Raw genomic sequence first — 25286 nt, 5'->3', positions numbered from 1 at the left:
GTACACAATCTTATTAGAAATCAGGAGATTTCTAGTGATCATTAGGCACGGATGACGCTATCGCTTAACATCCGCGCCATTGGTTCTGATTCTGCCTATCTAGCGCAAATGTTAAGCGATAGCGTCATTTGTGCTTGAAAGATTATTAAAAGTCTCTGACTTCTAGTTTCTATATTAAATGTTTTATTATCAGTTCAATACTTGAACTAGTTTGAGGAGGTGCAGTAAAAATTGATGTGATTTATGATGAATATTCTGGTGTAAAGTTGAAAAGACATTGATTTTTAAAATTGTGGTTCAGGGAGTTCAATATCTATTTCTTCCTCTTCAGGAATTATTATTTCTTTAAACGCTTTTCGTAATGCAGTTTTATGTACATTAGGATAAAAATCTTCATCCTTATTTAACTTTTCAAATAACAGTTTAACATCATCAATACCTTCTAAAATTGAATTTTCTGTTACTTCAAAATTCATTTGGTATCTCCAACCTAAATTGTGAATTAGACCTAATTCATTACTAAAATATAGTGTACTCGTAGTGTCATAGTTTGACGCTGTACATGAATATTTTTTATGTCTTAATTCAACGAACTTACTAACACTGATTTGTTGATGATTGATTGTGAACGTTTTTTTATCTACAAAATTCCATTCTTTTTCTTCTTCTTCGAGCCAATTACCTTTTAGCTTATTTTGATAGTCATCATAAACAAAATAGAAACCACCATAGTCAAATGTCTTAATTCTTTTATTTAGGAAAGAAGTAGTGATTTTCAATTTATAATCAGAATAGGTGTTAAGTGATGAATTGGGAGAAAGTTCCAAGTTTCTATAAAATTTTACTTTATATGATTCTGATTGTTCATTTTCATGAGAAACATCTAATTCTCTGTTACATGAAAATAGGATACTAATGAGTAAGTAAATTATAGTTTGCGTTTTAAGCATAATTAATCGATAATGAAGAGTTTGTTATGACTTAATAAGTAAGATATGAATTTTAGTAAATCAATAAAATTGATCTTTCTCTTAAGTTCATTTGAAATATAAAAAGAGAGGAAGAAAGTACCACAAGTACCTTATTCCTTTTACAGCAATAGGCCCAAGTCACGCTTTTAACTTAAGACTTGAACAGGTACTTACTTATATTCTTTTAAACGGTATAAACGCCTTTCGATCTAAAGAAACATAATAAATCCTATGTTTTCGATGTACCAAGAAAGCTTTTGTAACCCCACCTTCATTTACCGTAACGCTGTCTTTATCCATTATCAGTTTTGCATTGACTTCACTGGTCAAATTAGAATAAAGAAAGGTTAGAAAAATAGAGTCTTCTTCGATTCTCACCTTGCCACTAGTATGATCAGGAATGACATCTGTTTTTAGGATTTCAGTAAATCGTGCAGAATCAAGAATATAATCCCCTTGAATTTTATCAAAGGGCTTGAAAGTTAAAACTTCTTTTTTCGTTTTTTTGGGAGCTTCACATGAAAGTAACAGTCCTGCGATTACCATCATGTGAGTAATTTGTTTCATCATTTGTATACCTTTTGGTTGATGGTATAACAAGTTGAACAAAGAGTTGTTTCTATTTTTCCATTCAATAAAAAAAGAAAAAGGATGAAAAGTAATCCGAAGACTACCCTCACCCTTTCTTTCGTAAAAAATCTAAACCAGTTGTCTTTACAAAATATTATTTTTAACGTTTATCACCTCTCTGCTTTTCTTGTCAATTCCCCAAAGGTTTCCTTTAGGATCGATAGCGATACCTTGACCTCTTACCGGAGATGGAGTTGTTTTCTCCCAGATTAAAGTAGACCCCATTGTTGGGAATTTTAAAGTATACAATTCATTGAAGTGGTGATGTGTACAGAGGATTGTTTCATCTTCTAAAAGAACACCCCCTGAGATACTATATGGAGATACTTTTTCGATTAATGCTTTCGGTAGTACCCATGCTTCTTGTCTATTCCAATTCAAATCATATTGGATCAGCTGAGACCAAGAAACGTCACGGTTTTTCTGCATTTTTCCTTCATTGGCATAATGTACAAACATTACATACCAATGCTCTTTCTGCTGAACGATCCATGTACAAGATCCGATATCAATACCAAAACTATGATTTCCGATATGCTCTAAGGTATTGATGTCCCACATTTCAATGGAAGAATGCATCGGGATTTCAGGGTAGTTGGAATGGGCACAGAACAGCGTATCGTTTTGGATATAAGCACTGTTTAAATGCTTCAGACGATCGTCTTGCCATCTTTTTACTTCTTTTCCATCAGAAATAGTTCTTTTGACGATAGTATTATTATCCACCACAAAGAAAAACTCTTCTGTAGCGGCCACTGCTTGACGGGCATGTGGTGCTTTGTATCTTTTGATTTCCTCTTGTGCTTTTAAGCTCAAGAAAGCAATGCACAAGAGGAAACATAAATAGTATCTTTTCATTATAATTCAAACTTTAAACCGACCGTGACAGTAGGACCATATTGTTCTGTTTGATGTAACAAGTGGTCGTAGGCAGGGTTACCGTAAGTTTCGATTTCCATTTGATTCGTTAAGTTGTTCATTTGAGTAAACACACTGAACTGATTGTTTACTTTATAACTTGCTGAAATGTCTAAATGGAACTGAGAAGTGAAGTAAACATCTCTATCTTGTCGGTCTGCCACATCAATTAATAATGGACCTCTGTAGTTACCCGCAATCGCAACCATAAGACCGTTTTTAGGGTTATCGTAAGTCAAGATAAAGTTGGCCATATCTCTTGGGCTATTACCCATTACTACTTTTCTACCGTCTTCCAATTCTTGCTCAGATAATGTATAAGTATAGTTGGCCATCACATTGATCCACTTCAACATTGGTACGTTCAAGTCTCTTAGGTTTTTGTTATAAGCAACTTCGAAACCATATAAGTGAGAACTTTCACCATTTTCAGGTCTTGTAATTTCCCAGATTTGACCGTCTTCTTCCACAAAGTTTTTAGAAGTATAAATTTGATTTTCTAGGAATTTTGCAAACACACCAAAAGTGAAATAACCCATATTGTCAGTGTATCTTTCAAAGATCAAATCAAAGTTGGTAGAGACTGCCGGTTGAAGATCAGGGTTTGATAAACGTTTTGTGAAGTTTTCGTCATCAATCACTTCTCTTGGAATAAGTGCCGTAAATGAAGGTCTACTTAAACCTTGTGCTACAGCTGCTTTCAACATGTTTTTCTCGTTGAATCTATACACCGCATTGATGGATGGCAATACATTGATATAAGAAGAATTGTCAGAAAGTGTTCTTACATAATCACCCGTGTTTTCATCGTATTCACGGAATTCATAGCTGTTTCTTGTAGCTTCAATACGAGCTCCAATTAGTGTATTGAATTTAGAAGTCCATTGAATATCTCCCATCAAGTAACCAGAGTTGATAATCTCATCGGCTTGGTAGTTTTGATTTTTTACTTCATAGTTTTCTTGAGGACTACCAAGTGGTAAATCAGCAAACTCAGCATCAGTGAAACGAAGATCTCTTCTGTAGAATTGTCCTGGAGCAAGGTAGATAGGTTCAAGGTTTTCCATTGTTGCTCTTCTGGCATCGTTTACTTTATCTTTATGCCACATTTTGTAGCCAGCAGAGATGGTAGAAGTCTCACCCAAGAAACGGAAAGGTTGTGAGGCATTGATCGTGAAAGAGTGATCCAATTCTGTATTTTCTTTGGTATCAATACGTACTGGCTTATTCATTTCCAACATATTGTCAGATTCTAAAGCCATTGTCCCGTCCAAATCCCAAGGACTCATATTGTCGAAGTGATGTGTCCCTAACGTTCTGCTGAAGTAATATTGTGTTCCGTCAGGTTCATCAATGACTGTTTTAATTCTTGTCGCTTTATAATCTAATTTCAAACCACTTTTGAAACGGTGTTCTCCACCTATCCCAAACATATCAGTCATTGTTCTTTTGGCTCTAGTCTGTGTTTCTCTATCTTCTGTAAAAGAAGCTACTGGAGCATCCGGGGTTTCTAGATCATATTTGTAATTGAAATTAGTTCGGCCTCTTCTTCTGTCATCATTAAAGAAGTTAGAGTTGTAGGAAGCTCTGATGATGTTATTGTCATCAAATTTATAATCCATACCTACGTTGTAGCCATAACGTTCACGTCTCACATCATAGTCATTCCATCTTTTTCTCGTCAGTTGATCGTCGTCGTTCAGTGTGTATTCTTGTAAGACTGTACCTCTATTGGTCAAGTAATAACTACCCGTAGCATACACACCAAGTTTGTCATTGAAGAAACGGTTACCTACATATAAACTATGGTTTTGTTGTCCTAGTCCCCAGCCGTCATTAAATGGATCTGCATGGAAGTTTTTACCACCTGAAGTAATGGCTCTTAATGTAAATTCAGAAGGAGCATCTTTTAAAGTAAAGTTGACCGCACCCCCAATCGCGCCGCCGTCCATATCTGGAGTTAAGGTTTTCTTGACTTCAATAGATTCCATAATATCAGCCGACATAAAATCAAGTGCAGCACCACGGCTGTCTTCACCACCTGGCATTGGCGTACCATTCATCTGTACTTGGTTGTACTCAGAAGCCATACCACGAATCTGAATGTTTTGACCTTCTCCCCTGTTTCTTACAATCGAGATACCTGGAATACGCTGTAATGCTTCCGCACCATTTCTATCCGGCATTGTCGAGAACTGTTCTGAAGAAACGATATTTTTGATACTCACGGCATTTTTCTGCTCGTTGAGTGATTTTGCTTGTCCCTTGGTGTACTCACCATAAACGGTTACACCATCCAATTCAGTGACATCAGCATTCATCGTGATGTTTAATTTCAAAGGATTACCAGGTTCAAGAGTAATTGAAACCACATCGGCATTATAGCCTAAGTAAGTTGCACTGATTTCATATTTTCCTGAAGGCACATTATTGATATGGTAGTTACCATCCATATCCGTAATACTGGCGAAGGTGGTTTCCAGTACATTGATTTGAGCATATGGAAGTGGATCTCCTGATGGACCGATGATTTTTCCATAAAGGTCTGTTGTCTGACCAATACTATTTGATGAGAATAAGGTTATACATATCCCAGTTAAAATTAGGTAGAGATATTGTTTCATTCTGGTTTTAGTTATGATAATTGAAAGTTATGGAGGCAAAAGTAGGTTGTCGAATATTACTAGGCTGTGAATAATTATTGGCCTCTTATATTACAGAATTGTTACTTTTTGAGTGATGGTTAGAGGTGTCGTATTGGAGAGTGAATATCTATTCTTTTTATATGCTCATAACAAAAAACTGAATGATCAACTTCTGTTGATTTCATATTTCCTGAACAAAGACATTGTATTACTACATTATGAAACCAATATGAACAGCCTTGTAACATCGTTTTTAGCGATTTAGAGAGTATACTTTGTTGTTTGTAATTGTTAAGAGTTTGCTTCTGTGTTTCTTGTTAAGTGTAGCGATAAAAAAAACAAGGTGTCGCACACCATGACTGAAGTCATGGGTAGGTGATACTAATTCCGAAAACACTAAAGTGTTTACTTCATTTTCAACCTTAAAGACTTTAGTCTTGAATAGGTTGCCTTATTACTTGCCCATAGTTTTAACTATGGTGCACGAAATATATCAAACAAATGAGATATTTTGAATGAAGAAAATAGTTCGTATTATGGCCCATAAAGTGGTTTTTTATGATGGTTCGACGGACGTTGCAGTGCAACATCCCTACTACTATAAATAACCTAAAAAAGGGATGAAAAGTAATATCTAGATTACCTCTCACCCCTTATTGATATATTTTAGAAACTAAGATCGAATGCTATTTTTAATTCTTCATTCTTAACTCTTAATTCTTTAAAATCAACCTTTACCCTTATCAGTAGCCGTTTGCTGTCTTAAGTGATTCAATACGTCAATCTTTGTGATCAGACCTACGAATTTTCCACCATTGACTAAGATCGCAACCATACCGTCTCTGAAGATCTCCATTAATCTGTCGATGCTATCAGAAGATTCGATGACTACAAGGTTACTTGTCATGTATTCGGCAACGAAACGCTCAAAAGCAGATTCATCATCATATACACTAAATAATATATCGGACTCGTCGATGATACCTAATATCTCATCTCCGTCCATGATTGGAAGTTGAGAGATATCGTACATCTTCATTTTCTTATAAGCATCCAATAAAGTATCCTCAATGCTCGCTGTAACTACTTCACCTTTATCATAATAATTAGAGATCAAATCACGAAGGTCACCGAATGTTTCTTTTTCGATAAAACCTTTTTCTTTCATCCAATGATCATTGAACAACTTAGAGAAGTATTTGTTACCGCTATCACATACAAACGTCACTACTCTTTTAGGTTCCGTTTGCTCACGGCAATATTCTAAAGCAGCTGCAATCAATGTCCCCGAAGAAGAACCTGCAAGGATACCTTCTTTCAATAATACTTCACGAGCCGTATTGAAACTGTCTTTATCAGAAATAGAATACGCTTTCTTAGTTAGAGAGAAATCTGCGATTTCTGGAATAAAGTCCTCGCCGATTCCTTCCACATACCAAGAACCCGCTTCACCGTATTCTCCTTTATCAATGTAGTCCTTCAAGATTGAACCTTCAGGATCCGCTAATACTAATTCAGTAGATGGATTCGCTTTTTTGAAGAAAGCCGCCATACCCGAGATTGTTCCTGATGAACCCACTCCAGCCACTACAGCATCAACATCACCATTCATTTGCGATAAAATCTCAGGACCTGTTGTCAATTCATGTGCCAACGAGTTGTCAGGGTTTGAGAATTGATCTATATAATAATATCCTTTTTCCTCGGAGATACGTTTTGCCATATCTTGATAGTATTCAGGATGTCCTTTACCCACATCTGATCTCGTTTGAAGCACCTCTACTCCCATTGCTTTCAAATGAGCCACTTTCTCGCCACTCATTTTATCTGGTATTACTAAGATCAATTTGTATCCTTTAAGAATAGCAATTAATGCTAAACCTAAACCTGTATTACCAGCTGTAGCTTCAATTAAAGTATCACCTGATTTGATTTTTCCTGCTTTCTCAGCATTCTCAATCATACTCAAAGCAATTCTGTCTTTGATTGACCCACCTGGGTTTTGGTTTTCTAATTTTAAATAAAGTTCGCAGTTGCCTGTATCTATGTTTCTAACCTTTACGAGAGGTGTATTTCCAATAAGAGAAATAAGGTCATTTTGTGTTTTACTCATGTGTGTATCTGCCTTTTTAAGTACTAGGATTAAAAAGAAAAGGTAAAAACTCCGATTGCATTTACCTTGGTACTTGTGCTGTACAATGCTACAAATTTCTTCAAAGTTACATAAGTGCCTGTTTGAAACAATTATTTATTCCACAAATCCACTGATTTAGAACGTGATTTTTTAAAATTTACCATTATGGTTCACCTTTCTTCATTACAAAGGAATCTTACTTCTGTTTTTATGTTCTCTGTTTCCTTTTACGAATGAAAAATAGTGGGCAAAAAGTACTTATTAGATTAATTCTTAATCATTAGTTATTACATTTTGCTAAAATTTAAATCATTGATTAATTAAATGTCAATATTGTGATAATATATTGATCTTTAATAGTTTTTATAAAATCTAAATTTTATATTTGTTTAAATATTTATCTATAATAGTTTTAAAAATGAAACATTTGATGAATATTGAAGAAAATGTTGAAAAAAACTGACATTTTTTAGAAGTACGTATTTATGTTACGTTCTTACCCCCTAGATTTGTAGTATCAATAAGGAGAAAAGGTTTCTACTGTTGATCATTGAAAAGAACTTACACACTTAAATTATAATCATCATGGCTGCGGATAAAGGTCAAAACACAGAAAAATTAAAAGCACTAGAAACTACTATTGCGAAGTTAGAAAAGCAGTTCGGTAAAGGAGCTGTAATGAAAATGACAGATGACAATGTGGTAGATGTACCCGTTATCTCTACTGGTTCATTAGGTCTTGACTTAGCATTGGGTGTAGGTGGTGTACCAAAAGGTCGTATCATTGAGATTTACGGTCCTGAATCTTCTGGTAAAACAACGCTTACATTACACATTATTGCTGAAGCTCAAAAGCAAGGTGGTATGGCGGCCTTTATCGATGCGGAACACGCTTTCGATAAAATCTATGCTGAGAAATTAGGTATCGACATGGAGCGTCTTCTTGTAGCTCAGCCTGACCATGGTGAACAAGCATTAGAAATTGCAGAACAATTAGTACGTTCAGGTGCTATTGACGTAATGGTAGTCGATTCAGTGGCTGCCTTAGTACCAAAAGCGGAATTAGAAGGTGATATGGGTGACAGCAAAATGGGTCTTCACGCTCGTTTGATGTCTCAAGCATTGCGTAAAATCACTGGTGCTATCAGCAAAACAAACTGTTCGGCCATCTTCATTAACCAATTGCGTGAGAAAATTGGTGTGATGTTCGGTAACCCTGAAACAACAACTGGTGGTAACGCCTTAAAATATTATGCTTCTGTACGTTTGGATATTCGTCGTATCGGTGCGATCAAAGAATCTGCTGACAACGTAACGGGTAACCGTACAAGAGTGAAAGTACAAAAGAACAAAGTAGCACCTCCTTTCAAACAAACTGAGTTTGATATCCTTTATGGTGAAGGTATCTCTCGTGCAGGTGAGGTATTGGATATGGCTGTTGAGTTTGAAATCGTGAACAAAGCAGGTTCTTGGTTCTCATACAGCGGTTCGAAATTAGGTCAAGGTAGAGAAACTGTAAAAGAGTTGATCAAAAACAACCCTGAACTAATGGAAGAATTGGAAGAGAAGATCAAAGTACAAGTATTTGGTCAAGCACCATCAGAAGAAGAGGCAGCTCCTGCTCCAGAAGAAAAATAATCGTCATTGAAAGAAATATTTCTTTCTGTAATTATAGTTTATTGACTTATACCCTATGTACAGTTCGTTGCATAGGGTATTTTTTTTTGATAAAAATTTAAGAGGAACATTGCTGTTGTAGGAGGTGATGGAAATAGATTATGTGCATTTATTTTTTGAAGTACTATTTTGTATCACACTGATTAGGTGAATGAAAACCCTCTATTTTATATTACTTAATATTACAATTTATATTTTTTTAGAAATAGCTTTTTAATTAGTTGATAACAAATATTCTATTTATTAGTTTCAATTATATAAAGCATCAAGTTAAATGCTCAAAACAATTGATGCTTACTATTTATTATTCTTATTTTTTGAAAATTTTCAACTATGAAAAAGTACCTTATCTATTTTTTAGCAATGTTGTTTTTAAGTTCACTTACTGCTTGTTCAAGTGATGAAGTAGAGGATATGATTGGTGATTTAACAGCCCCTGTCATTACAGTAACTGGCGTTGATGATGGAATCGTAACTTCTACTTCAACGATTGCAATCAGTGTTGCTGCACCAGGAAAAATCAAAAGCTTTAAAGTGACGATTCCTAACTTTGGCGAAATGGACTTTGCTCAAGCACCTTCAACACAAGCTCAACAGGTGGTTTATTTGACATTAGGAGTAAACTATGAAGATGTGGCAGAAGCTACAGCTTATGTATTGACAATAACTCCAATCACATTGGCAGCTTTACCAGAAGGTGAAATCTCAATTCCGGTAACGATTACAGATATGAATGATCAAAAAACGGAGGAGACTTACACATTCACAAAGCAGTAATTTTTATTGTAAGCAAACTACCATTAAGGTAATTCAAAAGGTGTTGTTTTATTGAAAAATAGAATAACACCTTTTTATTCTCTACAGTACTTATATATCCCTTAAAATCTCAGATGGGTTTGTATTCACAACCTTCCAACAAATAGAAGTAATTGTAATCACAGAAATCAGACAAACTCCTAAACCAAGTAATAACCAATCAGAGAAATAAATTTGAATTCTATTCGGGAAAGTGGAAAGCCATTCTATACTGTAATAATGAGCGATAGGCATAGCGATAAGAAATGCCAATAGAATCCACAACAAATAATCTCTATTGAATAATAATAAGATTTGAGGGATAGAAGCACCGTTCACTCTACGGATACTGATCTCTTTCGTTCGTTGTAAAACAGAATAACGAGTGATCCCCCAAAGTCCACTTACCGCGATAAACAAAGTGATTGCCCCGAAGAATAAACTAGCCTGATTTTGTCCTTCTGTTTCTTTATAAACAAGGTGAATACTTTGATCATAGAACATTGCATCCGTCAGAAAGTAATCAGGATGCTCCTCTAACCATATATTCCTTACTTTTTGGGCCAATTCCAATGGTTTTGAGGTAGAGTATTTCACATAGATATAAGAGAACTCCAACATTCTTGTTGAAATTATAATTAAAGGTTCATTAGGTTGTGTTAATCCTCTGATGGCAAGATTATCTACAATACCTATTACCTTATAATTCGTGTCATTATATTTTACAATAGACCCCACTTGTGTCTCACTGTTTTTCTTAATGAACTCTTTATTCACAATACATTCAGTACTACGGAGTTTTTGATTGGGATCAAAGTAATTTCCATCAGTTAATTGAATGTCAAAGAAGGACATATAATTTTCAGCAACATGTAAACTAGAAACCATATGCCATTCGTCAGAGCCTTCCAATTGAACACTCTCAACACTAATATTACTACCAATACCAATAAATTCACGAGAAGAAGTCACGTCCTCTACTCCTACCAATTTTTTAATTTCTTCCTTATAGGCATCTCTCTTTTCAGAACTAGCATAGATCGGGATAGCAAAAATATTTTCATAGCTAAATCCATGATCTGCTTTTAGTAGATGTTGGTATTGCTGGTGAACAATAAACCCGACGGAAAGCAAGATAAACACGGTAGAGAATTGCAATACCAAAAGTATTTTGTCTCCGTATCGATAAGACGAAAATAATTGTGTTTGCCCACTTAAACTTTCTGCAAGAGAAAAGGATTTTACCCCTCTCAATGATAGATAGCTTAATACCAATATGAGGATTGATCCTATGCTTAGGTAAAAGAATAGTACTTCTAAAGGATAGTCTTTTAAGTGTACAACAGCGTTTAATTTTTCATTGATAAAAGAGAGTACAAAGTGAAAAGGCAATAATGAAAACCCAATCGAAATTAAAATCAAAAGCCCTATTTCAATACAGGTCGAAATAAGGATTTCTTTGTGATGTGCACCATAGATTTTCATTAAAGAAAGTGTTTGAATCTCTTCATCTTTCTGAGCAGTATAAAGTACTACAAAGTTGACAAGGGATAATATTAAGATGATGATACCAGTAGAAATGATCACTAAAAAACTCTCATAGGACCTTAGTTTAGGCATATCATAGAGAAGGTGATGCGAATGGAAATGTATATCTTCAATGGGCTGTAAAGTAACGGACATTCCAATCCCAAAAGGGGCATACTCTTTTTCAAAAAGGGTATTAATTTTTTCTAGATTATTGGGTATTTCATTCTTGTTTTTAAAGGTGAGATAAAGAAAGAATGGATTTGAACCTACCCAATGATAAAGGTTTTTGTCATTGGCTTTATAGCGTTCCATCGAACATAAAATGTCATACTGCAAGCTACTATTGCTCGGAAGATCTTTAAATACACCCTTAATTTTTCGAGTAGAACCAGGGATCTCAATTTCTTTATTCAATGGACTTTCATCTTTAAAGAATGTATTGGCAAACGATTCAGAAATTAAGACCTCATCTTGATCATTAAGTGCTGTTTCTTTATCCCCTAGTATCAGTTCTACATCAAAAAAGTGAAGGAAGCTATTTTCAACAGCACTGATACTGTATTCTCCTACTGATTGCTTATTGATCAATATGTCATTTCGATAAGGGACTTCGATAAAAGTATAATCATCCACATTATCAATCTTCTCTTTTATAGTTTGTCCATGAATATAGAAGGCTCTTGCCATATTTAGGTCTCCATTGGGCGTAGACAACTTGTAGTTGGTTCTATAAATGTCTTTATCATAGAAGTTGTCATAACCACTTTCCGAAAGAAAAAATAGAAAAATAAATAAAGCACTGCTTAGACCCAAAGTGAGTCCAAGCAGGTTGATTGTAGTATTTTGATAGTTTTTCAGTAAGTTCTGAAAAGCTAATTTGAAATAGATTTTATACATGCTTATAAGTCTCTTAAAATCTTAGATGGATTGATGTTAATTACTTTCCAACATATCATAGTAATAGTGGAAATGGACATCAATAAAATTCCAAATGCAAGTGTGCCCCAAATCCCAAAATTAATTGCAATTCTATTTGGGAAATTCATTAACCAAAGGGAGCAGAAATAATGTGATATGGGTAGTGAAATAATAAAAGCAAGAAGGATCCATTGTAAATAATCTTTATTGAATAGTACCAGGATATCAAGCCTTGAAGCACCGTTTACTTTCCTTATACTCATTTCCTGTTTTCTTTGAAGAACAGAAAAACGAGTGATTCCCCAAAGTCCACTAATGGCAATGAGTAGTGATATTATACCGAAAAAACTGCCAGCTTTTTGTTGTCCTTGAATAGCAGTATAGTTTTGCTGTAGTTCTAGATCATAAAACAACAGTTCAGAATGTGTTTCTGGGAATAATTGATCCCAAATACTTTCCACTTTGTCAATTATTTCAATTGGATTTTGAGAATTATACTTGATGTTCAAAAAGTTTCTATCCCATCCATTTTCAGCATTAGTAACCAACAAAATAGGTCCTGTTTCTTCAATCAAACCATTAATAGATAATGATTGAATAATACCCACTACTTCAAGTTTTTCATCTCCTAGTTCTATGATACTACCAATGCCTTCCCATCCATCAAACCTTTTAAAATCATCGTTGACAATACATTGCTTATTTGCTTTGTGTTTATTTTCATCAAAAGTGTTGCCTTCCTTAAGCTTGATATCTAAGAAGTCTAAATAGTTGTCATCAGCATGTAAAATATAGGCTAATTCATCTTTTTCAGATTCACCCACTTTTACCATGATTAAACTCGAACCATTTTTTCCTTTTCCTTTCCCAATCATTTCATTAGAAAGCATGATATCTTCTACTCCATTGATCTTATTAATATCCTCTTTCAATAGTTCTAACTTTTGATGAGGTATCTGTTTCTTAGTATTCAGTTTTAGGACCAATGTATTATTATAATCAAATCCATAATCTGATATCAATAGATACTGATATTGTTGGTAGATGGTAACACCAATTGAAACAATAGAAAATACTATTAGAAACTGTATGAGAAGTAACCCTTTCTCAGTTTTATTTTTTGATGAAAAAAGTTGAGTTTGGCCACTTAAACTCTTAGCGAGTGAAACGGTGTTTACCCTTCTCAATGAAAGATAGCTGAGTAGTATACTCAATGAGGCTCCAATGATTAAATAGAAGAAAACAATTGAGTAAATATAGTCACCGATGTGAACCACCGCATTTAATTGTTCATTGAGAAAAGGGAGTATGAAATAAAGTAAAATGAAAGAAACACCTGTTGCTACCGTGATCATCAAACTTACTTCCAGGCAAGTAGATCTAATGATATCATTTTGATGAGCACCAAAAATTTTCATTAAAGTTAAAGAGGTAATTTCATTGTCTTTCTGAACACTGTAAAGGACTATAAAATTGAAAAGTGCTAGCGAAAGAATAATGATACCTACAGTAATAACGATCAGAAAACTCTCATAAGAACGGGTATTGACGAAATCATGACTCAGGTCTTTTGAATTGAAATGAATTTCACTAATATGTTGTAATGATGCTTCATTTGTTATTCTAAAAGGGGAGAATTTTTCTACTAATAAATCGTTGATTTTTTCTAATGTAGAAGGAATTTTATCATCATGTTTGAACTTCAAATAGAGGTTAAAAATATTGGCTCCTTCCCATAAATCAGAAGTATTATATCTTGATCGAAGATATTCTATGGAATAAATAATATCATATTGTATATGACTGTTGGAAGGCAAATCTTTAAAAACTCCATTGATGATAAATGTATCATTTTTAAATTCTATCCTTTTCCCTATTGGATTCTCTTTATGAAAATACTTTTTCGAAAATGATTCAGAAACAAGAATATCATTCTTATCCTTCAATACCTTTTTTTTGTCTCCTTTTAGTAATGGAATATCAAAAAAATGGAGATAATTATTTTCAGCTGCAATTGCCTTTACTCCTTCAATATTTTCCTTCTGAATAGAAAGGTATGGAATTAAATGTTGATGGTAGACCGTTGCATGATCCACAACATTATCAATACGCTCTTGATAAGCAGTTCCATGAGGAAATGAACAGAGTGGTATTGAAAGTGCATTTCCTCCAGATACAGACATTTTATAATTCATTCTATAAATGTCGTCCTTGTAGAAATTATCAAAGTTGCTTTCTGATAAATAAAAAAGAAAAACAAACAATGTACTTGCCAATCCAAGACTCAATCCCAAAAGATTGATCATCGTATTCTGATAATTTTTGATCAGATTTCTAATCGCTAGAGAAAGGTATATTTTATACATCGTTATAGATCTCTTAAAATTTCAGATGGATTCATATTCACAATCTTCCAGCAGATCATTGTAATAGTAATGATGGATATGATGGCCACGATTACCCCCATCATGATCCATGAAAAATATTCAATACCAATACGGTCTGGGAAGGAAGACAGCCAATCATTACCAAAGTAATTGGCAATAGGCATGGCAAGAAGGAACGATAGTGATATCCACTGTAAATAATCTCTATTGAATAGTTTTAGGATATCTAATCTAGAAGCACCATTAACTCTTCGGATACTCATCTCTTTGGTACGTTTTAATACCGAAAATCTGGTGATCCCCCAAAGTCCAGAAATGGCAATCAATATGGCTATACATCCAAAGAAGAAACTTGCTTGTTGTTGACTTTTGATGTAATTGTAGTTGTATGCGATCTCATCATTATAGAAGGTGATAAAAGCACGAACATCAGGATAGTCTTTTTGAAATTCGTCCAAGATTTCATTCGCCAATTGGTAAGGGTTTTTAGAAGAAGTTTTAATGTTGATGTAATCAAAATTCCATCCATCTACCCTCGCTGAGGTACCAATAACCAATGGGCCACTTTGGTAAGCGAGTGAATTAAAACTGATGGATGGAATTACGCCTACTACTTCATAATCTCTATCGTGACGATGTACTATTGTACCTAATCCATTCCATCCTTCTAACTTTTTAAAGGCTTCGTTGACCAATATTTGACGGTCGCTGATGGTTTTATTGGTGTGAAGATTCTCACCTTCTAACAGAGGAATATCAAAACATTCTAAAAAGTCATTGCTGACATATAAAGCATTAATGATTTCTGATCTTTCACTTTCACCAATCGAATAGCCATTTTGGGTCAATCCAACACCGATCATTTGAGAAGACATACTGACCGTTTCGATGCCAGGTTTCTTAAGGATCTTTTCTTTGAAACTCTTTTGTGCTTCTAAAGGCATTACTGTAGAAAGATCAATGGTAAATACATTTTGATGTTGGAAACCAAGATCTTTATGAATAAGATGATAATGTTGTTGGTAAACCGTGATTCCGACACATGATAAAACAAAAACTGTAGAAAATTGAAAGACCAATAACGCTTTTTCACTCCATCCTTTTGAAGCATAAATACTCGTCTGCCCATTCAAGCTTTTGGATAAAGAAGATCTCTTGATACCTCTCAAAGAAAGACTGCTTAAGACCATAGTCAATATAACTCCTATGATGGCATAAAACCCTAAAATAGATGGAATATAATTGCCTAAAAATACTCTTGTGACCAGCTGATCATTTAAGAAAGGTAATGCTAGATTTAATGTGAAAATTGAAAGAAGAATTGCGATACCCACCATCAGAAATACCTCCATGCAAGTTGAAATCCATAAGTCACGATGATGGGCACCGTATATTTTCATAAGCGTAAGCGAATGGATTTCTTCATCTTTTTGGGCAGTATACAATACCACGAAATTCAATAATGCTAACGACAGAATAATGCATCCGGCGGCAATGATAATCCATAAACTTTCATTACTTCTCGGGTTGCCGGTATCGTAACTGAGCCCTTTGTTGAGGTGAATGGATTCGATAGTTTGAAGTGATGCCTCAACAGAAAAATCATCATCGGGATATACTTCATCCAATATCTTATTCATTGCAGTAATAGTGGCCTCTTTTTGGTCTTCATGAAGTAATTTGATGTAGACATTAAAGTTCCAACCTCCATTCCATCCCAGATAAGCACCATTTTGTTCAGAAACCCATTTTTCAGGGAATAAAACATCAAATTGTAAATGGGAATTGACAGGTCGATCGGGAATAACACCTTCTATAAATAACTTCGTTCCGTACAATTCTATTTCCTGACCAATAGGGTCAGCCTTGCCAAATACTTTCTCTGCCATCGATGCTGTAATTACTGCACTGTTGTTGGCTAGAAGTACTTTTTCTGCATCACCTCTGAGGAGTTTAATTCCGAAGAAAGAAAAATAATTAGCACTACCTACCGCCATTTTTATATCTGCATAACGTTGATTAAGAATATAAATAGGCGATGGATTAGGATTGCTGATCAAGAACATCTCATTGATGTTTTCAATCTTCTCCAAAAAGGTTCCTCCTTCCGGATAAAACGCTTGTGCGGTCTGATCAACATCTCCGTAAATAAACCTTTTATGTGTAATTCTATAAATGTCGTCTTTATAGAAATTATCAAAATTCGTTTCAAGATGAAAGAACAAAAAGATAAACAGAGCACTTGCCAACCCAAGACTCAATCCCAGCAGATTGATAAGGGTATTTTGGTAGTTCTTGATCAGGTTTCTAACCGCTAAATTAAAATAAATCTTATACATGGTTATTTATCTTAATTAGAACAACTCAATATCATTTTCTACCTCCGTTACGATTTCACCATCCAACAATGAGATCACTCTATGTGCATAATTTGCATCTCTTTGGGAGTGCGTTACCATTACAATTGTCGCTCCTTGTTTGTTGAGTTCGGTGAGCAATTCCATCACTTCTTTGCCATTTTTTGAATCCAAATTACCTGTTGGTTCATCGGCTAAAATCAGTTTAGGATTGGAAACTACCGCTCTGCAAATACCCACACGTTGCTGTTGACCACCCGAAAGCTGTTGCGGATAATGTCCTCTTCTATGGCTGATTTTCAAACGGTCCAACACTTCCTCAATTCTCTTTTTTCGCTCGCTTTTGCTCATATTCAAATACGCTAAAGGCAGGGCAATATTTTCAGCAACCGTAAGCTGATTGATCAAGTGGAAGTTTTGAAATACAAACCCAATATTCCCTTTTCTAAGGTTGGTTCTTTGTGACTCTTTGAAGTTGGCTACTTCTTCTCCATCCAGCTTATAATTACCAGAAGACGGACTTTCCAATAAGCCAATAACATTTAGAAGAGTAGATTTACCGCATCCCGAAGGACCCATGATGGCAATAAATTCTCCTTCTTGAACTTCAAGATTGATATTATTTAAAGCTTGAGTTTGTACTTCTTCCGTTTCAAAGTACTTGTTGACATTTTCTAATTTGATCATTGTATAAGATTTATAAGATGAATTTATATTTTTTTACTCAAAAACTATCTGATCATAATCACCTAGTAAGTTATACTGAGAGATAACCACTTTTTCACCTGCTTTCAGACCGTCGAGTATTTCGTATTTATGTATGTTTTGATCGCCGATTTTGATCTTTCTTTTTTGTGCCGTTTTACCATCTTCACTCAATACATACACCCATTGTCCTGCTGTTTCAGAATAGAAGTTCCCCTTATTGAGAAGAAGTGATTCTTTTGGATTTCCAAGACTTAATCGAGCATTAGTTGTTTGTCCTGAGTGAAGATTTTCGGGTTTTTCTTTCTCAAAAATCAATTCCACTTTAAAAAGGCTTTCCTTTACCTCAGGGTAAATTCTTTGGAGTACCAAATCATAATTTTGATTTTGAAATTGATACGAAGCCTTCAATCCTTTTTTGACTTTGGTGATATAGCGTTCATCTATTTCAGCAATCACTTTCACTTCTGATAAGTCATAAAGCACTCCTAGGTGCTGTCCTTGTTGTATCGACTGACCAATTTCTGCTTTGATATTTCCCAAATAAGCCGATGATGGAGCCTTGATTTCAAGGTGTTCCAATCTACTTTGAACCAACTCTAAAGTTGCTCTCATTTTCACAAGATCTTCTTCTAAAGTCTGCATGGTTGTTTCCTGTAAAAGCTTGTCATTTTCAGCTTTCATTTTATTGATTTTGAGCATTTCCTTCTGGAATAGAAAATCTTCTTTGGCTTTGATATATTCCTCTTCTGCTACTAATCCTTTTTCTAGAAGACGTTCTTGTTGCTTGTAATTTCTTTCTGTTCGTTTCAGTTGATATTCACTTTCCACTAGATTTTTCTGAGATTGAATCAGATCATTTCTAAAGTTGATTTTCGTATTTCTGAGGTAATTTTCCTTTTCTGCCAATGCTACCTCACTATTCAAAATCTGTTGGTAAAGCTCATTATTTTCTAACGCTATAATGATGTCTCCCTCATTGATAAAACTCCCCTCTTGAGCTACAATTTCTTTTACTCTACCTCTTTCTACAGCATCCAAATAAATGGTTTGGTGTGGTTGAATTTTCCCTTTGATATTGATATAGTCATGAAATAATCCATTCGTTACTTCAGCGATTTGAAGCTTATTTTTTGAAATACTGATTTCAGAAGGAGCATTAAATGCACTGATTCCATAGAGGATAATTGTAAGGATAAAAATGCCTGTTGAAATGTATCCGATATATTGATGGAAGGTAGATTTCTTCTTTTTTATAATAGTGTCCATAAGTGTCTTTTTTTAATGAAAAGTGTTTTAGAAATCAGGAGATTTCTGATGATCTGTAGGGCACGAATGACGCTAACGCTTAACATTCGCGCCAGTGGTAGCACCTCACTTCTCTAGCGCAAGAGTTAAGCGATAGCGTCTCTTGTGCTTTGAAGATCTTTAGAAGTCTCTGACTTCTAGTAAAACTGTATTCAAATCCAGAATTGATTGCCTTGATAAAACATCAGTAACTTTTCTTTCAATAAGTAGTTCAATTCAGAAAGCAGAAGGTCGACTTCCGCCTGTCCCAGCTTCTGTTTAACAGTAAGTAAAGTGACAATGTCGATCAGGCCTTCTTCATATTTTTGAAGTGCTATTTCATACGCCATATCATTGGCTTCAATCACTTTTTTCCCTTGCTCTATTTCCTTTTGAAATGCTTTCCATTCTCTGTAATCATTTCCAACAGTTCTTCTCAATTCTTGCTGTTGTTGTTTTAATAAAGCATCTGATTCAGCGACTTGAATTTTCGCTCTTTGCACTGCTAAACGTTGGGTATTTTGATGAAAAATAGGAATGTATAAACGTACACCTACCATCTGATTCATATTGTTTTGCCATTGACTTCTAAAAGGAATCACTTTACCACTTTCATCAATATTGGTTTCAAAATATCCAGTGTTGATAGAAGCATATAAACCGAGTTCAGGAAGGTAACTTGCTTTCTCACTTTTAAGATTCTGAAGACTGCTTTGAAGCGTCAAGAAATGTGTTTTCAGTAATGCTGAATGATTAAAGAAAGTAGTATAGATGGATTCCTCTGTTCCAAAATCTTTAGCCAAAATAGAAGGTTGTTCGAATTGAAGAGACAAAGTATTTAATGGAGCATTGTAGTTCATGATATTGACCAATCTAGCTTTTGCTTCCATCATTTTATTTTGAGCCTGTAAAGACAATAATCTTTCTTTCTCCAATTGAGCTCTCATTTCTGCGACATCTGCAGAAGCTTTCAAACCCAATTCTTGTTGAGAAACTGCCCTATCCACAATCTTTTCAGAGAGTTTAATTTGAGCTTTCGTGATTTCCAATAATTCAAAGTTGTATTCTACATCATAAAAAGCTTGAACTACCTCAAACACTAACTGCTCTTTCGTATTCTGCATTTGGTATTGAGACGCCTGAAGTTGGTATTCCTCAAACTTCAATTGATATTTCTTTTTAAATCCCTGAAACAAAGTCCAGTTCAAACTCAAGTCAGAAGTATTATTAAAAAATTGATGATCGATATAAGCATTTGTTCTGGGATCAATTGATCGACCAGCATTGAAAGTACCATTAATACTACCACCAATAGAAGGAGCATATTGCCATTTCGCTTGCTTTACACCTAATGAAGCTTGATTGACTTTTAAGGCTTCTTGATAGATCGATAGGTTATTTTCAATAGCGTATTGTATGCATTCTTTGAGTGTCAATGAATCATTGGCCTTTACAGATAAAGGGATAATTAGGAGGAGATATATGTAGATCAATTTTTTCATGCTAATTGTCTTTTAGAGTATACCAATTAGTATCGAAAAAACAGACTAAATTATTTAAGTGATTGATAATTAGGTTTTTGTGATAATTTTTTATTATTAGAGTGTAAAATATTTATACAGCCTGATGTAAAATGTTTTGACAAGGAAACACTCAATTGAAATGATACCACTCTGTAGAGCCACAATGCCTTGTGGCTCACGTACCATAAGCTTTATTTGGTTAGAAGTCGGGAGACTTCCTTTGATCTCTCAAGCACAAATGTCGCTATCGCTTAACATTTGCGCTAGGGGAAGGAGGTTGTCACCAATGGCTTACTCCATGTTTCAAGTGTTAAGCGCTAGCGTCACTTGGAACTGTCTATTGGCGAAGTCTCCCGACTTCGAAACATGTATTTTTTTTCATTTCGAAGTCGGGAGACTTCGCCAATTTTTAATCACAAGTGACGGCTTTCGCCTTAACACTTGCGATATTTTATGGATTACAAAACAGGTATTATATTAAAATTTATATCAAAAAAAAACAGGTTCAAGCCCTTTCAGACTTGAACCCATTAGTATACTTAAAAAGCAAAAAATGTTTTTTTACATACTTCCAGATGAATGCAATTTTCTATTTTTTCTACCCTTGAACTGTCCACCAAACATATAAGAGAAAGAAGCTCTATAGATTGGTGTTTCTTGTAGGTAGAAAGAGTTTTCAACGAAGTCTTTATTATAGTTTGTGCTAGAATAACCGCTGTTGATGATGTTGTCTACCTTCAATGTTATTCTTCCTTTATTTTTCAATACTGATTTTCTTACGGCCATATTCAAACCATAATTTGGATCTACAATTTGTTGAGCATCGTATCGTTCTCCAGTGTAACGAGCGTTGATGGACATCGCAATACCGTGAGGTAATGTCAAATTGGTATTCAATTTTGCAGAAACGTTAAATGGATTAGCTTCTTCAGGAATGGTGTGATTTTCATCCTCATCAGAGATCTCCAAGTAATACATATTGACATTCATATCTACAGACCACCAATCCGTGATGGCATAGTTGGCAGAAACGGAAGCACCACCAGTAAACGAGGATCCTAAGTTGACTGTCTTAGCGATGTTCAAATCTCTTTCCTCATCATAGTTTAATACCGTTCTCATGATGTTCGTACTATGTCTTACATACACACTTGTATTCAAACCGAACTTATTTTTGTTGTAGTTATGATCCAAGCTGAATGAGTTCGTATATGAAGGTTGAAGATCAGGGTTACCGACTTCTACATAAGTAGAGTTGTATCTGTTTTCCACTGGAATCATTGATAAAATATTCGGACGGTTAATTCTTCTACTGTAGCTTAAACCTAATCTATTCTGATCATTAATTTGGTAAACTAAGTGCACTGAAGGGAACAAGCTTGTGTAGTCTATATTGAATTTCTCACGCTCTTGATCTTGAAGTAATGTACCATCAATGGTTGCACTTTCACCTCTTAAACCTGCTTTTAATGTAAATTTCTCCCCTAAAGCTCTTTGATAAGAAGCGTAGATAGACTGAACATTCATCAAGTAGTGGTAGTTGTAATTGATATCACTTTCTTGACTTTTATTACTTTGATCAGTATCCAAGTCGAACAATTCTCCTTTATACCCTATTTCGAATGAAGACTTATCATCGATTTGATGATTGTAATCCAATTTCAGAATCCCAAATTGACCATACAATCTCGAGACGTTTTCAGAGACCATTTCATCTCCCATGTTAAAGGCCGCATTCATATCTACATCAGCATTACCATAGAACAGATCCGTTTCCAAAGCACCTTTTTTGAAGTCTTTGCGGTGATTCAAGCTAAATGCATTTTGAGAAGAAAGTGCATCTTTTAAACCTCTTTCTGAAATAGTATTGACCTCTTCTTCATCAAGGAAATAGCGGTTACTGTAGTTGAAATTTTCTTTACGTTGATATCTAGAACCTTCATAATAGAAAGTAATCGTATTGGTAGAATCTAGGAAGTAATCAAACCCAACTTTATAGTTACCGAAGAATGTATTTTTGATAAGATTTCCACTTTGTGAAAGAGAAGGTGTTTCAGGATTTTTGTAAGCTAAATCACGAGTAGTTTCTTCTTCCATTCTATTATCATAGTAAGTACCTTGAGCAAAGAAGTTGAACTTTTTATGACGGTAGTTTAATCCTAAATACCCATCATATTTCTCTCTAGATCCAGCATTCAAACTAAGATTACCATTTAATCCTTGCATTCTCTCTTTCTTTGTAATCACATTGATAATACCCGAAAGACCATCAGGATCATACTTAGCAGAAGGGTTAGTGATCACTTCAATTTTTTCAATAGAACTTGCAGGAAGTGCTTGTAAAACTTGTTCAGCACTCATTTGTGAAGGTTTTCCATCAATTAGGATTCTTACATTTGATTCTCCTCTTAAGCTGATTTGTCCATTCGATCCTACACTGATTTCAGGAACAGTATTCAGCACTTCAGATACCGAATTACCATCGGCAATCATCCCATCCGTGACATTGATAACATTTTTATCGATGCCTCTTTCAATGTTTAATCGTTGACCTTGAACCACTACTTCTTCCAATTCCTCAGCACTTGTCAACATATAGAAAGAAGGTAAGTTCATTGCTCTTTTATTAACGTTGATCGATTGATGGATTTTCTCATAACCGATAGATTGAACCTCGATAGTATACGTTCCGTAGTTTACGTTTTTGATTTTGAATTTTCCATTCTCATCAGAAATACCACCACCTACAATTTTGTTTTCAGTGTCAAGCAATGCTACAGTTACATAAGCGATTGCTTGATTAGTTTGCTGATCCAATACTTCGCCAGAGATAGAAGATGTTGCAGTGTTTGCATTTGCAACAGTTGACACTAGTAGACCGATTACGGTAATAAGTTTTAGAATTAAATTTTTCATCTGTTTTATGTTTTTAAGTATGCCAAACAGAATAGAAAAAGTGAACTACTTTGTTTAAGTAATTGATATTAAGTTGTTTATGTTTGTGCCAGTTTTTCAAACTGTCAATTTTTTTTACAGTGTTTTGTAAAAGGTTTTTACAGATTTATACCAGATTGCTTAAATCCCAATTCAATTTCTTTTCAAAAAAATTTGGAGATTCTAAAAAAATGACACACCTTTACAGTGCACTATATAGGTGGTGCACTTAAAAAATAACTATAAATAATATGGTGTCAATTAATAATCTTCAATTTAGTTATTCAAAAAAAGCAACTATCATTGATCAACTTAATCTGGAATTGGACCCAGGAAAAATAGTTGGTCTACTTGGGAAAAATGGAGCAGGTAAAAGTACCTTTTTCAAATTAATGAGTGGATTAATTCATCCAAAAGGCGGTAGTATAAATGTATTGAATGAAACCCCATTCCAAAGACAACCTTCATTCCTTTCTAAATTATTCTTAGTCCCTGAAGAATTTGAACTTCCTCCTGTTACTATTAAAGAATTCGTAAAGAATACTTCCCCTTTTTATCCTCGATTTGATCAAAGAATGATTGTCGAGTTATTGGATAAGTTTGAATTGAAAGACAATCTAAACCTAAAAAGATTGTCTTACGGTCAAAAGAAGAAAGTCATTATTGCTTTTGCATTGGCAACAAAAGCAGAGTTGATCCTCATGGATGAACCTACCAATGGTTTAGATATTCCGTCTAAAGCGATTTTCAGAAAAATCATGGCAGGGAATTTTGAAGAAGATCAGTTGATCATGATTTCCACACATCAAGTCAAAGATATTGATACGATTATCGATCATTTGATTGTATTGGATAATGGTGGCGTGATTTACAATGAGTCTATTTTCGATTTGACTCAAAAGTATGATTTCTTGAAAGTTCAACAGCTTATAGTAGCCGAGACGCTTTATGCTGAACCGATTTTGGGTGGTTACAAAACGATTGCTCCAAAACAAGATCAAGATGACACTCAAGTAGACCTTGAGCTTTTCTTCAATGCTTTAATCAATGACTACAAAAAATTTATCTAATATGAATAATCTATTTAATGCTCAGCGTTTTAGACAATATCTAGCTTTGGAGTTCACCAATCAGAAATACCTTTTTTACTATAGCATTGGTGCGGTCGTTTCATTTATTATTGTGGTGCTTTATCTCATTAGAGCATCAAACGATACTCCTATTACAAATAATGATTTAAGAGGATTGTTCTTTTTCTCGTATGCAGTGATTGCTACAGGTGTTGTAAATCGATCATTTCTTTCGTTTAGATCTCAAAAGAAGCTCATCACCTTTTTAACTTTTCCCGTTTCTCACTTTGAAAAATTATTATTTGAGTATTTATCAACAGTACTGTTAGGTGTATTTGTCGTTCCAACTTTGATCCTTTTTGCTTATATGATTGAAGGTGAAGTACATCAATTATTGAATAGCGAAATTGGATATACTGGACTTACATTTCTTACAGAGATGACTGAAGAAGCCCTATCAGGTGCAACAGAGGCACAACTTTACACAAGGCAAGTAGGTATGGTGATCCTATTTCTTCTTCCTTGGAGTATGATGAATGTTTTATTTACTGGAAATTCAATTTTCACTAAATGGCCACTGATCCAGAATATTCTTTTTGTAGCAGTCTTCTTTATTTATCATGGCCTATTAGTATACTTGATCTTCAATAAAATGGGAGTCGCTGATTATGTTTCCAATGAGTATCCCCTGTTCTTCTTTTCATCTGGTGATGCTGCCATCAATTTTGTTTTATTCTCAATGATTGTAGCAAATGTTGTATTTGTATATAGTGCGTATTTGAAGTTGAAAGAAAAAGAGTTGTAA

Annotated in this window: 16 protein-coding genes; 4 read left to right on the top strand and 12 right to left on the bottom strand. The window is 34.6% G+C overall.

The features are described 5' to 3' along the window. Positions 1-284 precede the first annotated feature (284 nt). The 5 genes from PL77_RS13445 to PL77_RS13425 all read right to left on the bottom strand — a co-directional run bounded on the left by PL77_RS13445 (position 285) and on the right by PL77_RS13425 (position 7277). On the bottom strand, positions 285-950 hold the full coding sequence (locus PL77_RS13445; RefSeq protein WP_044206093.1) for a hypothetical protein: 666 nt from the start codon (positions 948-950) through the stop codon (positions 285-287). 195 nt (positions 951-1145) lie between these two features. After that, the gene (locus tag PL77_RS13440; RefSeq protein WP_156152360.1) at positions 1146-1541 is read right to left on the bottom strand and encodes a hypothetical protein; all 396 of its coding nucleotides are present in this window, start codon (positions 1539-1541) and stop codon (positions 1146-1148) included. A 144-nt stretch (positions 1542-1685) separates the two neighbouring features. Then, complete coding sequence (locus tag PL77_RS13435; protein ID WP_044206089.1) at positions 1686-2459, bottom strand: hypothetical protein; 774 nt, start codon at positions 2457-2459, stop codon at positions 1686-1688. Next, on the bottom strand, positions 2459-5143 hold the full coding sequence (locus PL77_RS13430; protein ID WP_044206087.1) for a TonB-dependent receptor: 2685 nt from the start codon (positions 5141-5143) through the stop codon (positions 2459-2461). Before PL77_RS13430 ends, PL77_RS13435 begins: the two co-directional genes overlap by 1 nt. A gap of 748 nt (positions 5144-5891) precedes the next feature. Then, entirely contained in the window at positions 5892-7277 is a 1386-nt protein-coding gene (locus PL77_RS13425) for a pyridoxal-phosphate dependent enzyme (RefSeq protein ID WP_044206084.1), read from the bottom strand. 606 nt (positions 7278-7883) lie between these two features. On the opposite strand from PL77_RS13425, the gene recA reads away from it, so the two are divergent. Both recA and PL77_RS13415 read left to right on the top strand, forming a co-directional pair. Further along, a complete protein-coding gene (recA, locus tag PL77_RS13420; protein WP_044206081.1) occupies positions 7884-8936 on the top strand; it encodes a recombinase RecA in 1053 nt (350 codons plus the stop codon). A 372-nt stretch (positions 8937-9308) separates the two neighbouring features. Beyond that, complete coding sequence (locus PL77_RS13415; RefSeq protein ID WP_044206078.1) at positions 9309-9752, top strand: hypothetical protein; 444 nt, start codon at positions 9309-9311, stop codon at positions 9750-9752. A gap of 90 nt (positions 9753-9842) precedes the next feature. On the opposite strand, the gene PL77_RS13410 is transcribed toward PL77_RS13415, so the two are convergent. From PL77_RS13410 to PL77_RS13380, 7 genes are all read right to left on the bottom strand, one after another. After that, positions 9843-12197: an ABC transporter permease gene (locus PL77_RS13410; RefSeq protein WP_044206076.1), complete on the bottom strand. Its 2355-nt coding sequence runs from the start codon at positions 12195-12197 to the stop codon at positions 9843-9845. 2 nt (positions 12198-12199) lie between these two features. Further along, complete coding sequence (locus PL77_RS13405) at positions 12200-14584, bottom strand: ABC transporter permease (protein ID WP_044206072.1); 2385 nt, start codon at positions 14582-14584, stop codon at positions 12200-12202. 2 nt (positions 14585-14586) lie between these two features. Continuing rightward, positions 14587-16944 (bottom strand): ABC transporter permease, encoded by a 2358-nt coding sequence (locus PL77_RS13400; RefSeq protein WP_044206070.1) that lies wholly within the window; start codon positions 16942-16944, stop codon positions 14587-14589. 15 nt (positions 16945-16959) lie between these two features. Beyond that, positions 16960-17649, bottom strand: a complete 690-nt coding sequence (locus tag PL77_RS13395; RefSeq protein ID WP_044206068.1) for an ABC transporter ATP-binding protein — start codon at positions 17647-17649, stop codon at positions 16960-16962. Between the two features lie 33 nt (positions 17650-17682). Then, positions 17683-18936 (bottom strand): efflux RND transporter periplasmic adaptor subunit, encoded by a 1254-nt coding sequence (locus PL77_RS13390; protein ID WP_044206064.1) that lies wholly within the window; start codon positions 18934-18936, stop codon positions 17683-17685. A gap of 191 nt (positions 18937-19127) precedes the next feature. Further along, complete coding sequence (locus PL77_RS13385) at positions 19128-20456, bottom strand: TolC family protein (RefSeq protein WP_044206061.1); 1329 nt, start codon at positions 20454-20456, stop codon at positions 19128-19130. 582 nt (positions 20457-21038) lie between these two features. Further along, positions 21039-23393, bottom strand: coding sequence for an outer membrane beta-barrel family protein (locus PL77_RS13380; protein ID WP_044206058.1), 2355 nt, complete (start codon positions 23391-23393; stop codon positions 21039-21041). A 269-nt stretch (positions 23394-23662) separates the two neighbouring features. Here PL77_RS13380 and PL77_RS13375 point away from each other — a divergent pair, with 269 nt between their 5' ends. Both PL77_RS13375 and PL77_RS13370 read left to right on the top strand, forming a co-directional pair. Next, a complete protein-coding gene (locus tag PL77_RS13375; protein WP_044206054.1) occupies positions 23663-24481 on the top strand; it encodes an ATP-binding cassette domain-containing protein in 819 nt (272 codons plus the stop codon). Position 24482: 1 nt separating this feature from the next. Next, positions 24483-25286, top strand: coding sequence for a hypothetical protein (locus PL77_RS13370; RefSeq protein WP_156152359.1), 804 nt, complete (start codon positions 24483-24485; stop codon positions 25284-25286).

Origin of the sequence: Flammeovirga sp. OC4, from assembly GCF_000812565.1 — a bacterium.
Classification (GTDB): domain Bacteria; phylum Bacteroidota; class Bacteroidia; order Cytophagales; family Flammeovirgaceae; genus Flammeovirga.
Note: the sequence above shows the minus strand (reverse complement) of the source record. Positions and strands in the feature narration are given on the sequence as shown.